The organism is Congregibacter sp. (genome assembly GCF_047617445.1).
Classification (GTDB): Bacteria; Pseudomonadota; Gammaproteobacteria; order Pseudomonadales; family Halieaceae; genus Congregibacter.
Genome location: NZ_JBLGBE010000087.1, coordinates 1 through 14,117 on the forward strand (window position 1 = coordinate 1; position 14,117 = coordinate 14,117).

Below are 14,117 nucleotides of genomic sequence, written 5' to 3' on the forward strand. Positions count from 1 at the left end.
GAGCAAGGTAATCGCATACCGAATATTGATGCCATACATTTGCAGTCATTCTGGGAGGGCGTGATGGCTAGCACCGAAACTGCGACGCTTACTGTTCGGGTTGATTCTGGCTTAAAAAAGCATTGAGGGCAGCTGCGTAAGCGGAGCATTTACTAGGCAAGAGCAGTGGACGCAAGTCCTTGCCTCAATTCGCGGTGATGCAAGGAGTCCTGGGGAGATTGTGGTCAGCTTACACGCTCAGGCCAAGACCCAGGCGAAGGTAACATCCGCGCACTGCGCAGCCTTATCCCATGGGCTCGTCGATAGACGCAGGTGGCTCAGAGAACCAGCGCGGACCCTCCTTGGTGATGTAAAGACAATCCTCAATGCGTACACCGTACTGGCCTGGCACATAAATGCCCGGCTCATTGGAGAAGCACATCCCGGCCTCCAAGGGTGCTGTCTGGTTACCCACAAAATTGATGGGTTCGTGTACGTCAAGCCCGATGCCATGTCCAAGACGATGGGACAGTCCCGGTAGCTGATAGTCCGGGCCAAGACCTTCGGATTCATAAAACGCGCGCACGATTTTATCGACCTCACCAGCCGGAGTACCGGGCTGGGCTTTGGCAAAGGCCATATCTTGGCCCTGCCGCACAAGGTTCCAGAGTCTTCGCTGGTTGTCGTTCGCCTCGCCAAAGACGAAGGTTCGTGAGATATCAGAACGGTAGCCGCCCACAGCGCATACAAAGTCCATCATCACCACCATAGCGTCGGCAACGTATTCCGGTTCTTTGGAACCATGCGGCAGCGCACTGCCCTTCCCGACCTGAACGCCCCCCGAGGACTTTTCGCCGCCCAGACGACCCAGCGCCTGGTGCATAAGGGCCGAAACGTCGGTGCTGACCATGCCGAGCTCCACCAACGGATGGACAGCACGGTACGCGGCAACCGTAATATCGTTGGCGAGTTGCATCAGCGCCAGTTCGGATTCGGACTTGATCATACGGCAGGCGTTTACCTCAGGCGCGGCTGAGCGAAACGACCAATCGCCCAGAGCCTCACCCATGCGATAGGGCGCGAAATAACGGATACCCTCGTCAAATACCAGAGTACCCGCCCTCTTGCTGTGCCCCTTCACCCAATCCGCGAGCAGCGTAAAGGGGTCCTGATCTTCCTCCCAGGTGAGGATCTGGGGTGTAGCGCCAACGTATTCGCGCAGCCGCGACTCCTCAAAGGCCGGTGTCACATAAATCTGCGCACCTTCAGCGGTAATCAACACCGCAGTGAGGCGCTCGCTGAGAGACCACCGTACTCCAGTGAAGTAATCCAGTGTCGACCCCGGTTCAATCAGCACAGCAAATACCCCCCGCTCTTTCAGTAAACGCCCCAACTTGTCGCGCCGTCCTCCGCGCTCCGCATCGCTGATGTATTTCGCAGTTGCCGTCATTGATTGGAGCTTGCTCAGCGGTGACGCGCTCTGCACTTGGGGGACGTCTCTCGCGGCACGTGCAAGGACCGGTGTCATGGCAGCTACTGCGGCCGTGCTGCGCAAAAAGTGTCGTCGAGAGTTCGGATGCATGGTCGTAGCCCTGATAAGTGTCAAAAAGGAAGCAAATCACGTTACACCATTTTTTTTGATTAGCGAAGCGCAACTGGCCCACGCCGCTCCGAAGCACAACGTGTTGCATGAGAAGACTCAACACATTCTGAAATTGGACACCCCCTAAACAGTAACCGTTCGGAAGTTACTTACCGGCGGTTACCCTTGTGAAAAAGACGACCGAACTTACGGTAATCTCATCCATAGATTGGCGTTAACTTGGAGGGAGAGTCAGAGAAAAAACCAAAGAATGACTGACCATTAGGCCTGAGCAACCAATGGGATTGTTGCTGTGTATTTTTAATGTAGATCCGGATAATGTCTACCCATCGACCCTTTCGGACGGCGTGAACTTTGACACGGCGTGTCCGACAAGCAAACTTTAAGATTAGGCTGAGGTCATGAAGGCACTACTGCCAGCAGCGCTTGGGCAACTTTGTATAGTGGGCGCGACCCAGCATTGGTCTATCTCTTACCGCTATCGCTTGTGTCGGTGTCAACGTTGCTGCAACTGCGCGATCATTGCAATCGTTGTCGGACTAAGCGTTGCTAACACTCCCACCCTTCACTCAGCGGAAGAATCTGTACCTCAAGCGACTGTACTAAATGTAAGTTCACCGTTGGCCGCCTTCGAGCAGCTCTGGCAACTGTCCTACTCCATTCTTCAAACGCACCTACCCTAAGATCGCGATAGTGCTGCGCACCAACCCGATGTCGAGCATGAATGAAAAGATTGCTGACCGCCGCATAAGCAGCCAGGCATCTCCGAGCCTGCGTTACTGACTTGAACTTCCGCATACCTCGCTCCCGCACCCTGGTCGCCTCATGCGATTGCTCTGCCCGGTTGTTGGCATATTGGCTGTTGTCATGAATAACGTCTGGCATTATTTCTCGATGAGCAACGCCGTAGCTCCGCAACTTATCCGTCACGATCTTCCTGGGTTCACCGCCATGACTTCGTAGCCGCCTTCTAAGGAAACGCTTCGCGGCTGACGGCAATACCGCGTTCAGCGAGTAGATCTTCGATATCTCGATGGCTGAGATTGAAGCGATAGTACAGCCAGACAGCGTAGGAAATGCCATCTGATGGGAATCGGTGGAGTTTGCAGTTTTTATGCGCCGATTCTAAAAATCTGAAGCACTATAACTGGCGATACCGCGTGTTGTGAACCGCGTCTCAACTAGTAGGCTCAAGATTGGAATTTCTCCAATTTTTTGATTGTTAGCAAGGTAAACTTTTAGCTGGGATACGTCAGGTCTTGATCGAGCTGTAGGCAGTATGAAGCTAGACATTATTTTTTCGACTTACAATGGATCGGCTCGGCTTGGCCCAATGCTTCAAGCTTTTAGAGGTCTTGAGATTCCAACATCGCTGCAAGTGTCGATTATTGTTATAGACAACGCGTCTACCGACAACACGGCGGCGCTGCTCAGGCAGTTTCAATCAGATTTACCGATCACTGTTTTGGAACAGAAAGAACCAGGTAAAAATAAATCGCTCAACTTCGGCTTGCAATTTAGCACCGCTGACTTGGTGGTACTGACCGACGACGATATTCTCCCCAATGCAGATTGGCTAGTGCAACTTGCAGATGCCTGCCGAACACAACCCGACTTCGACTTATTCGGTGGAGTAATAGCGCCACATTGGCCTAAAGCTCCTCCACGTCGGCTGCTCAAATCCATACCACTAGGCCCAGCATACGCAATAACCCCGGCAGACATCACGACGGGCCCCTGCGATACTTCACGTATATGGGGTCCAAACATGGCCGTTCGTCGTCGAGTGTTCTCAGCCGGCTATCATTTCGATGAGCGATTTGGGCCTAAGGGTCAAGACTATGTCATGGGAGGCGAATCTGAGTTTCTTCAACGCTGTCAAGAAGGCGGGTACCGAGGGTATTTTGTTGAGGGCGCCAGGGTTCGCCACATCATTCGTAAGGAACAATTAACACCAAAGTGGTTGTTTAGCAGAGCCCACCGATTTGGTCGAAGGCTCTTTTATGAGGACGTCTCAAAACATGAAGGTCTGCCTCAATCAGCGGAACTCATGGGGGCTCCACGATGGGCCGTGCGCCAGAGTATACAGTGGCAACTAGCCGCCAAAATAGCCTTAAATATGAGCTATAACGCTACCTGGAAAGCGGGACTCCATAAAGGTTATATTCATGAGTACCAAATTTGGAATTGTCGCTTAAAAAACGGGCCCTAGCTTTTAACATTAATACATGAATTCTTTCTGCGGCGCTTTGGACAATATAAAATGCGTCGAATGCGAGGATTGCTGCCCTATCCGAAGATATGAGCTCTCACGTTCGGAAAATCGGTCCCGTCAGGCTCTTATATACCGAGAGACGCTTCGCTAAAGCGCCCGGAGACGATCAGTCTGTCGGGCAAAGGCGACAAGTTAGTTGTGAGCAACACCGGCTCAAGTGGAATAGCCGTTCTTGACATTACAACCAGCTTGTTTGGAAGATATAAGATTACCGCGCAAGAGGTATTCATAGATAAGGAGCTTTACCGTTACGCTCATGGCTCTTTTGGGGCTAATGATTCCGCAGTAATCGCGATTGGGAAATATGCGCACAAGATGAGTGCCTTTTCCCTTAAAGAAACGCATCCGCAAGACTCATCCCGCGTTCTGTGGGTCGTAAGTGGCCCCGCCAATGGTCTCGATCATCCTGCGGATGTAGCGCTACACCCGGGCGGCCAGTGGCTAGCAGTGGCAAATCGAATGGTCGCAGGCCTTGCGTTTTTTCGAATGAAAGACCCCAGCCTTCAAAAAGCACCCGACTATTCATCTCAGATTGACACTCTATCTTTGAATTTATTGGACGTAGGCGCTCCTCATGGAGTTGCATTTTCTCCCTGCGGCAACTTCATGTATGTCACTCACAAACCTTACTTCAATAATCCCAGCGACACCGGGCAATCCGCTGTTTCGGTATTTTCTTGTAACTCCACACCGCCAGACGGCTCACGCTGGGAGCCAGTCCCGATCTACGATTGCGGCTCCGCTGAACTGCACCATGTTGCAGCGTACCCAAACGAATGGCTCTTATGCATAACAAACTCTCAGGGCGACGCCGAAATCTTCGAATGGTGCCCCGACAACGCCACTATCGAGCACAGAGGATCTATAGATATATATCGCATACGTGGGGGCGGAAAAGGTATCGCGTTCACCAACTCTGGTGAACATATCATGGTGACAACTGAGCTTAACGAGATACTTTTCTTTAAACTGTCACGATACGTTCTTAGACAAAAATGAATCGCCACCAGTTTCCTCCTGGGTTCTGGCAAATTAACAACTAGGCAGATTCCCCAGCGACACGCGGTAGAAAGCCCGCTGCCCGGGACACGCCTTCATCGCAGAGCCTCTTTTTTCGGTCCTGGTTCGGCATTCGGTTTGCGAGTTTTCGTTGCGATTCTTCAGCTTTCAGCGGTCGCTGCTGCAGACTGAAACTGCGCAGGTTCGGTTCTCGTTCGGTTTCGGCAGACCGGTTATTCACGACCAAGAAAGGTGCTTGGCTTTCTTGTACTTACAGCACCCACACGCATCTCTCCCCCATCCTCATAATCGATTGGTCGTAGGTTCAAGTCCTACTGGACCCACCACTTTCTGGTTTTCTATAGCTTTTCTATAACTTTTCTATAAGCCTCACCAACCGACTGCGGGTCGGTGGATAGCAGCCTCCGTGGGACATCGATATATTCCTCATTAAATAGTCTTCGCAAACTTAGTTTAATGAACACCGGTGTCCCCCGTTAATGATAAAGCGCCTGTAAGAGCAACGAAAGAGGCATCTCCCCGGCTATGCGATCGCACAGGAGCGTGGCAAATTCATCGCATCACTTGGTACACTTAAGGGCAGACCAAATTAAGGGGGAACGCTACTGGCTGCGCGAACTGCTTAAATTAAGGCACTTCGTAGGACGCAGTCTGAGCTGAGCGACCGATGCAAATCACTAACATCACTCAAAGCACCCGTGGCGGCATCCGAGAACTGGCGGCAGATGTGCTGTACGAGCGGGAGAATGCTACTGAGCGACTGCATATCCGCTACCCCGATACCAACGCCCCAAACCCCTGTCCGGCGGACAGTTTTTTCGTCAACCAAGTACTGGTTGCCATGGCTCTTGGCGAAAATCTGTACATGGATGCGCCTGTCTCCGCAGATATTTACAATGCCGTAATGGCAAACACCGTTCCATTGATGCGCTCCTGGCACCCGCGCCTGCACGAGCCAGATCACCAGATTGAACTAACGGACCCTGCTCCACAAAGCAGCAACACCTGCTGCGCATTGTTTTCGTGTGGAGTAGACAGCTGGCAGACTTTGGTTACTCATAATGAGCAAATAGATAGCCTGATCCATATACGCGGCTTCGAGATGCCGGAAAAAAATGAAGCACTTTGGGACGCTGCCCATCAAGCCGTGCGGAGAGTTGCCGCCAACTTCGAAAAGAACGTGATTCCGGTATCGACCAACATCCTTGAAGACACTCTGCCCCATATAAAGGAGTACCCAGGGGTGGCTTGGCAAGACTTCGGCGTCGATGTCTGGTTTGGACACATGCTGTGCGCCATTGGTCTAGCTCTCAGGCCGCGGGCAGACAAACTACTGATCCCGTCCAGCTACTCGGAAGGCATGGAACGAGTGGCGTCGCATCCCAAAGTCGAGCCCACGCTCAGCACCGCAACTATACAATTCGCCATCACTGGCTTCGAGTTCAATCGCATTCAAAAGCTGGACATCATTATTCGGACATATCCGAGTTTCGTTGATAATTTCCGTGTATGTGTCAGCAAAGATTTCATCGCTCAAGGCACTACACTTAACTGCGGCCTCTGTGTGAAGTGCATTCGTACTCAGGCAGAACTGCATATCTGCGGCTGTAAAGATTTCGCCCATCTGTTCGCAGAGTCCGTACCCGTTGCAAAACTCAGATACATAGCCCCGCGGGGGAGTCGCAAAATCTGGGAAGATGCGGCAAGTGAAGCGCAACGCCGTGGCCTGCCAAAAACAGCGGCTTCTATTAATATTATGCTGAGCCAGTCCACAAAAATGCGGCGCATAAGAATGTTTTTCCTGCGACTACGCAGCCAAATACCGGCCCTGCGGCCTGATTGGTACTAGCGCCCAGCCACCACGATTATAGCAAGTGTACGAAAACCAAAAATGTTTTTGATGAACGCGGCCACGAATAGATCGATTGGTCGTAGGTTCAAGTCCTATTGGGCGAGTATTTTTCAAAGCCCTATTCCCGCTCTGAACCATCCGCTCAGGGTTTCACTGATACTGGCCCCCTCCTTAAGGCTACCAAGGGTAGTAGGCCCTCTAGTTCGTAAAAAACCTTCTGGGAATCAGTGTGATAAACACCGACGCGCCTATTATTAACGAAGAGGCCGCTCTCTTACTTTTCTATACCCTGCAGCGGCCGATTCACGGACATGCTGAATTCGAAGTCAAATTTGGGTTGTGTATCACATAATCGGAACTCGAAGATTTTGTTGGCCCTGTATAGTAGGAATCTCCACTAACAAGGGTTTTGTTGAGCTGTGTTTAGTACATACCAAGACATTTTCGACCACCGGGGAAAGGCTTATCACCACGCCATGTCCTTGAGTCCGAAGGCGCGGCGGCAGGAGTTTTCTCTTGCTATCGAAGTTGCTCGCATCAGCGACGGTGACGTAGTTTGCGATGCGCCCTCCGGCGGTGGCTACCTTGGGCAAAGCTTGCCTCCAGAATTGAACATTCAGATGATCGAGGTTGACCCTTCAGAGGTTTTTTCACGCGGCCCTGCGAGGGGTAGGGCGAAAATCCACCAGGCCCCCTTGAACGATATCCCCCTTGCCAGCGACAGCTGTGATGCGGTGGTAAGTATCGCCGGCTTGCATCATGAGAAGGATCGCGTCGAAGTCTTTCGTGAGCTCAGGCGGTTGATTCGGCCCGGCGGCCGTCTTTGCATACTCGAGGTCGCGAAGGACTCAATTGTTGATCCGTTTTTAAATCAGTTCGTCCATGCCACCAACAGTATGGGCCACGCGGGTGAATTTGTTGATGATAGCTTTCGATCGGAGCTTGCAGTCGCTGAATTCCTGATGCAACGCGACGAACTATTTGAATACACGTGGGACTTCCGGGACGAGCAAAGCATGGTTGAGTTTGTTCAACTGCTTTTCGGACTCGACAAAGCTACTCCAGATCAAGTGTTGCGTGGTATTTCTCGACACCTAGGTTATCGCTGCGACGAAGCGGGTGAATGCCATATGAATTGGGCTTTGCAGGCAATCGTTTGTGTCTAAAGGCGTCCTGCAGGTTTCTGATCTTCGTTCAAGTACGACTGCTAAAGGTTTTAGCCGGGTTGAGGCGACGGTCGATGGTGAACTCTTATGGTTCGAATCAAAAGATGCAGTTCTAGCGGCATCGCCCGAGGCCTACGCTAGTGCTCTGTTGATTCCGGCGGCGGCGAGTAATCGCCTCCTGCAGATCGACGCGGCCATCGATGCTACGTGGCTTAATCAGGTGCCTGATATATTGAGGTTGCTGACTAGCTGGTGGGACATCGGGCAAACACATGTCTTAGCCGACACTAGTGACGTGAGTTCGCGCCCGGCAATGGAGAAGTCCGCACAGTGTTTTTCCGGAGGCGTGGATTCCTACTACGCGCTCGCGACCGCCTCCCCACCACCCGACATTTTGGTTTTTGCCCAAGGCTACGACATCCCTCTGTCAGACGAACATCGCCTGGATGCATTTCGCCCCAGCTTGGAGGAAACGGCGGAAGCTTTTAACGCGCGGCCAATTGTTATCTACACGAATCTTCGGTCACATTCAGTCTACAAGCAGGTGAACTGGGAATGGAGCCACGGTGGCGCACTAGCGGCTCTGGGCCACCTGCTAGGTGACGAAATTGGCAAACTGGTTGTACCGTCGAGCTATCCGTACCACGATGCGAGGCCCTGGGGCACACGCTGGGACATTGACCCTCTATGGTCGTCGTCCAAAATGGTGGTTGAGCATGCCGACGCGACATTGCGACGCAACGGCAAGGTTCGCGAAATCGTCAAGCACCCAGTTGCCATGAGCGGCCTGCGAGTGTGCTGGGAGAACCTAGGCCCGACTGGAAACTGTTCTTCGTGCGAGAAGTGCGTTCGTACTATGCTGGCCCTGCACATTTGCGGGCAATTGAGTCGGTGCGAGACCTTCGACTTGAGTGTCCCCCTAGATGAACGACTGGATGCTCTATTTGCTCCGACCCACCTATGCAGCATCTATGAAGAGTTACGTGAGGACATTACAGACCCGACTGTGCTAGCTGCAGTAGACCGACTCATAACTCGTAGCCGCCATACAGGAAAGCTTCATCTTAGGATTGCCCGTCGAATACGCCGCGCCTTCAGCGGTCGCCCTGCTATCGGCTAATTAACTTCTTAGGATCGCAGAAATCTGGCCTCTGCCATCAAGCAATCGCCCTGCTCCACTCGTTGAGCGCACTTACCCTAAGATCTCGGTGATGCTGAGCCCGAACATGATGTCTGCCGAGGTTGCACAAATTACTAACTGCAGCATGTGCGCCCAGGAATCGTTGAACCTGACCGACTGATTTGAACTTTCGCATCCCCATCACGTTTTGCCTGCAGATAAACATCAACCACCTCGCCATCCGGATCAACAGCCCGCCACAGGCAGTGCTGCTTGCCATTGATCCTGACAAAAGACTTCATCGATGTAGAAGGTGTCGCCATAGCCGCGGTGCCTTCATTTCAAGCGGCGGGTATAAATGGCTCCGAATTTGATGCAGGGCCTGCCCCATGAGCGTAGCGAGTGCTTTGAGTACCAGAGGCGAACAGTTTCGCGGCTGACGGTGATGCCGCACTCAGCGAGTAGATCCTCGATATCCCGGTGCCTCAAATTAAAGCGATAGTAGAGCCAGACTGCAAAGCTGATGATGTCGGGAGGGAATCGGTGCCGCTTGTAGGTATTCATCAGCCGATTCTATCAATGTGGCTGGGCTAACTTGTCAGTACCCACTCCAAACTCGATTTTTGACGCGCGCGTTCAATGTGGCTCATCGTCTTTTATCGCGAAGCCAAGCAGCACGTTGCCTGGCATATGGAAATAGATGCCGTAGCCGGAATTCACAAACAGCATATTGCCGCTAAGCACAGGCCCGGTAGCGCCCCCGATTGAGCCGCCGCTCACCACGCCCGCGTTGACGCTGTCGAAGCGAGTGGCGGTGTCATAGCTCCATACGAGTTCGCCGCTGTTTTTTGCATAGGCACGCAGCACCCCGTCCATCCCTCCTGCCAGCACTCCACCCGATAGGGACGAGGGCACGCCGGAAATTCCCGGCTGGCAATACTCACGGCCGGCACAGTGGTCTTTGTCTGGCGCATACCAGCGGGTTTCCCCGGACTCTAACTCCAGAGCGAACATGCCGGGTTTGGGCGTGCCTGGCCATCGCGGCCCGCCATTGAAATCGGACATTGGTACATACAGCGTCTCGCCGTCTACGGCCATACCAAAATGCACGCCGCCCTGAATACCCCCGCGTCCCAGCTTGCGATGCCAGAGAATCTCTCCGTTCTTATCCGGATTGAGAGCATAGACATCTCCGGACTTTTGTCCGGCAATCACCATATCCTTCCCATCGGCCGTTTGCGCAATGATGGTAGCGGCGCCGAAGTCGTAGTCGGGACCGTCTTCCGGGGGGCAGTTGATGCGCTCGTCTGTTTCACAACCCATGTTCCAGGCATCTTTTGCCGTCGTCTGCTGTACCCAGAGAATGGATCCATCGCGCATATCGAGAGCGACTATGGCGTCGCTACTGCCGTTGGCGGGTGAACTGTAGTTCTCGCCGGTGCCGACATAGAGGCGCTGGCGCTTGACGTCGACGCTCGGGGTGTTCCATACCGGAGCCCCCGAGGGTGCAATGCGGTCTGTACCGACGGAGTTTTTACCCACTACAGCAGGCGCATCGGCGATGGTGTAACCGGTCCAAAGACGTTTTCCTGAGGCTGCGTCGTAGGCCGCGACACCGCCGCGAAATGTGCAACAGGCGTACTCAGGATCGGCAGCTTCGGTGACCTCCAACGACGACAGGGGCACGTAGAGAACACCGTCGTGCAGTGCAGGTGCCGCTGTTAGGGTCAGACTGGGGTGGTCATCGGGTCTGTCTCGCCAGACCAGTTGTCCATCGCGTGCATCGATCGCATAGATGTTGCCGATGAGGTCACCGAAAAACAGCAAGCGGCGTTCGCTCGTGCCCATCAGTTCCGGGCTCACGACAATGCCCGTGCGAACCTCTGCAACGGTTGAAAATGTCCATTCGATACAGCCGCTGTGCTTGTTCAAAGCGTAGACATTACCGTTCTGGCTGCCGACGAACAGGGTGTCTCCGGCAACCGCAGGTTGTGATCGTGCCCGGCTGGCATCGGGATAGGCAAAGGCCCACTTCAGTTCCAGTTTGTCGAGATCGCTGACCTCGATAGACGTAGTGGAGGCGTCAAAGTGGCGCTCGTTCCTGTGATTAACACCCCAGCCCAGCGTGTCGGGGCGAGGCACTGTGGCAGTGCCGTCGGCGGCTTCACACTGCCCTCCAGAGCTGGCGACTGCTGCATGCGTCGGGTCTTCGCCCGTGAGATAGCTAGCAACTTGCTTCTTCTCCTCGGGGCTCAGTGCGGACGCCTGACTCTGCATAATGCCAGTCTCCATCGCGCGCAGAATCGAGCTCCCCGACATTATGGCCAGGAGCGTGCGCGGAGGAGCCTTGGCTACACGGCCGTTATGGCAGCTAGCGCAGTGTGTTTCGTAAAGTTCATCGCCATCCTGAGCGTAACCGGGAGCGTGAGCCATGAGCCCAGTGATCAGCATCACCAGGCAGGCAGTGGGTGTCAACGCACGAATGCGGAATGAATTCATTGCCGAATCTCCATGGATATCTGCGTGGTGTAGCCTAAAAAAGGGCCAGCAATGCTGACCCCAGGCTGTTTCTTGTTATTGCCACGTCGCCTGGCCTGGCGTTCTACATATCGAAATCGATTCCGGCTTGCAGACCGAGCATACGCGGTGTTCCGTAGAACGACATGACCCAGAGGTTTGCCACCGGAAGTTCGCCGACGCGGTAGCGCTCGTCGGTGAGGTTCTGGCCGAAGGCGCGCACCCACCATCCGCTAGACGCAGAGCGATAGGTGACCGATGCGTTGAGCAAGGTACGGTCGTCCGTGATGCCATCGGGCGTATCGGCTACTGCCGTGTAGGCATAGACCGCTTCATCCACGAAGTTCACGTTCAGGGCGTAGTCCATCGTGCCGCCAGCTATCTCATGATCGTAGAGGAAGTCTACGTTCCAGGTTAAGTCTGGTGCGCGGGCAACAGCGTTATCGCTGAGGTCTGTATCGATCATTCCGTCAAAGTTGGTGTCGGCCTGAAACTCGTCAAATTCGCTGTCGAGAATACCGACACTACCCGATATCGTGAAGTTGTCAGAGACCAGCCAGGTGCTTTCAAGCTCCAGTCCCCAGACATTGATCTCCGCGGCGTTGAAAAAACGTGTTTCCTGGAAGGTACTTTCATTGACCCCGTCGCCATCACGGTCGGCTTCGATCTCGGCCAGAAGCTGCTGCTGAGAGTTGTCATAGACTACGTAGAAACCCGTCAAATTCAAACGTACGGTGTTGTCCAGCCACTCGGAGCGCATTCCGATTTCATAGGAGTCAGCCGTTTCGGGCGCTACCGGTCGTGCCTGAACGGCTTCGATCGGATTACCGCCAGTACCGGTCTGGTCGTTGTAGGAGCCACTCTTGAAACCACGAGAGTAGGTCGCATACGTGTAGATATCTTCGGCGGCCTGGAAGCTGGCTGTCAGCCGCCAGGTTGGCTCGTTCCATTTCTCGCTGTCGCGAACAACGCCGGTGGGGAAGCGATTGAAGTCCGCAGCCGCCAGTGGCTCGCCCAGCTCGCGCCAGGTGAAGTTAGGATCGAAACCGCCGTCCAGTGCCTGAACAAAGACCTGATTCCGCCCGGTCCACTCTTTTTCTTCCCGGGTGAAGCGTACACCTGCGCCGATAGACCAGCGATCATTCAGCTCATAGGTGCCATCCGCATAGAGCGCCCAGGACTCGGCGTCCTGACCATTCGACAGTACCTGTGGATTGTTATTAAAGAACAGGGGGTCACCAAACAAAGCGGCGCTATCGAGAGTCATGTCTACGAAACCCAGAAGCTGGGCAACGCTGAAGATCGTCTCATCCTTCTGGTAGAACATGCCTCCTACCCAGTTGAACGGGCCATCCAGATTGGACGCGATACGCAGCTCAAACTGAGTGGTCTCACGCTCATCCTGACGATTGGCATCGAACAACGAGACCGGGCCGCTCTCGCCTGTGTAGGTGCTCGGCAGCCACGAATCCGTTTCACGATGACCAAAGAAACCGGTGAGCGAATAGTCTTCGCTGAAAGCCCAGTCGATGTTGACAAAGTAGCCGTCGACATCAATTTCATGGCCCCGGGTCCGCATGCCCATCAGCGCATCGTCTCGATTGCTTATTCCGGCATTTTTAAGCGGATCACCCGGGTCGCGGGTAAAGCCCAAGTTGTTGAAAACGTAGCCCGGGCCATCGGGAGTGCCGCTGACCGAGGGGGGAGAGTCGCCCTGATCGCGGACCATCTCGTAGGAGAAGTTGATGTCCAGGTTGTCGGTCGGCTGCCAGCGAACCTTGAAACGTGCCGAGAACACATCGTCGCCGCCAACGTTGTCGCCATTACCACCGCCGGTCGCTCCGGCAAGAGGGTAGTTCACGCCGAAATCAGCCACCGGGCCATACTGCGCGCCGTTCTCGTAAAAGCCCTCGGAGCTGCGTTGTAAAGCGGCTATGCGCACTGCGAGCGTGTCGCTCATAGCAAAGTTGGCGACACCTCTGATCTCCCGGGTATCGTAATCCGCGAGCTGACCCTGAAGACTCAGACTGGATCCATCCATGTCCGGTCGTCGGGTCTTAACGTTGATGGCACCGCCGGTAGTGTTCTTGCCGAACAGCGTGCCCTGTGGACCGCGCAGAATTTCCACGCTTTCAATATCCAGCATTTCGATATTAGCGGTCTGGATATGCGGGATTACGAAGTCATCGACGATCACGCCGACCTGGTTTTCGAAGTAAAGAATGATGCCGTTTTGACCAACGCCACGGATTGCGAAGTTAGCGGCGTTGAAGCCTGGTTGTTTACCACTGATCACGTTTGGCGCGTACATCAGGATATCACCGAGGTCTCGGGGTATAGCTCGATTGATCGCATCGGCAGACACGGATGTCACGGCAATTGGTGTGGTTTGTACATCGGTTTCGACGCGGCGTGTGGCGGTGACGACGATTTCTTCCAGCTGCTGCGCCCCCGCTGGAGCCGACAGCATAGCCGCTGGTAGTACGCCCGCTGCAACTAGCGCCGCGACTCTGACCCGCTGCCGTGCCAGATAGTGAGAACTGCGGAGAAAACTATTCATTTTTGAATCCCTCGTTATTGTTTTT

General features: G+C 54.0%; 9 protein-coding genes and 1 pseudogene. 5 read left to right on the forward strand and 5 right to left on the reverse strand.

The window, feature by feature from the left end; translation table 11 throughout:
* Positions 1-283: 283 nt before the first annotated feature.
* The gene (locus tag ACI9KD_RS14945; protein ID WP_414981975.1) at positions 284-1,561 is read right to left on the reverse strand and encodes a M24 family metallopeptidase; all 1,278 of its coding nucleotides are present in this window, start codon (positions 1,559-1,561) and stop codon (positions 284-286) included.
* A gap of 657 nt (positions 1,562-2,218) precedes the next feature.
* A pseudogene (locus ACI9KD_RS14950) lies at positions 2,219-2,660 on the reverse strand (DDE-type integrase/transposase/recombinase); the annotation flags it as partial.
* A gap of 201 nt (positions 2,661-2,861) precedes the next feature.
* On the opposite strand from ACI9KD_RS14950, the gene ACI9KD_RS14955 reads away from it, so the two are divergent.
* The 5 genes from ACI9KD_RS14955 to ACI9KD_RS14975 all read left to right on the forward strand — a co-directional run bounded on the left by ACI9KD_RS14955 (position 2,862) and on the right by ACI9KD_RS14975 (position 9,015).
* Entirely contained in the window at positions 2,862-3,794 is a 933-nt protein-coding gene (locus ACI9KD_RS14955; protein WP_414981976.1) for a glycosyltransferase, read from the forward strand.
* 201 nt (positions 3,795-3,995) lie between these two features.
* The gene (locus ACI9KD_RS14960; RefSeq protein WP_414981977.1) at positions 3,996-4,856 is read left to right on the forward strand and encodes a YncE family protein; all 861 of its coding nucleotides are present in this window, start codon (positions 3,996-3,998) and stop codon (positions 4,854-4,856) included.
* 748 nt (positions 4,857-5,604) lie between these two features.
* Positions 5,605-6,726 carry a hypothetical protein gene (locus ACI9KD_RS14965; protein ID WP_414981978.1) on the forward strand — a complete coding sequence of 374 codons (1,122 nt, stop codon included), beginning with the start codon at positions 5,605-5,607 and terminating at the stop codon, positions 6,724-6,726.
* 422 nt (positions 6,727-7,148) lie between these two features.
* Positions 7,149-7,895: a class I SAM-dependent methyltransferase gene (locus tag ACI9KD_RS14970; RefSeq protein ID WP_414981979.1), complete on the forward strand. Its 747-nt coding sequence runs from the start codon at positions 7,149-7,151 to the stop codon at positions 7,893-7,895.
* Positions 7,888-9,015, forward strand: a complete 1,128-nt coding sequence (locus ACI9KD_RS14975) for a hypothetical protein (RefSeq protein WP_414981980.1) — start codon at positions 7,888-7,890, stop codon at positions 9,013-9,015. The genes ACI9KD_RS14970 and ACI9KD_RS14975 overlap by 8 nt, the downstream gene beginning before the upstream one ends.
* Before the next feature lie 134 nt (positions 9,016-9,149).
* Here the strand turns inward: ACI9KD_RS14975 and ACI9KD_RS14980 are convergent, their stop codons facing one another.
* From ACI9KD_RS14980 to ACI9KD_RS14990, 3 genes are all read right to left on the reverse strand, one after another.
* Positions 9,150-9,338, reverse strand: a complete 189-nt coding sequence (locus ACI9KD_RS14980) for a DDE-type integrase/transposase/recombinase (RefSeq protein ID WP_414981981.1) — start codon at positions 9,336-9,338, stop codon at positions 9,150-9,152.
* Positions 9,339-9,651: 313 nt separating this feature from the next.
* Positions 9,652-11,514, reverse strand: a complete 1,863-nt coding sequence (locus tag ACI9KD_RS14985) for a PQQ-binding-like beta-propeller repeat protein (protein ID WP_414981982.1) — start codon at positions 11,512-11,514, stop codon at positions 9,652-9,654.
* A gap of 103 nt (positions 11,515-11,617) precedes the next feature.
* The gene (locus ACI9KD_RS14990) at positions 11,618-14,092 is read right to left on the reverse strand and encodes a TonB-dependent receptor (protein ID WP_414981983.1); all 2,475 of its coding nucleotides are present in this window, start codon (positions 14,090-14,092) and stop codon (positions 11,618-11,620) included.
* Between the last annotated feature and the right edge of the window lie 25 nt (positions 14,093-14,117).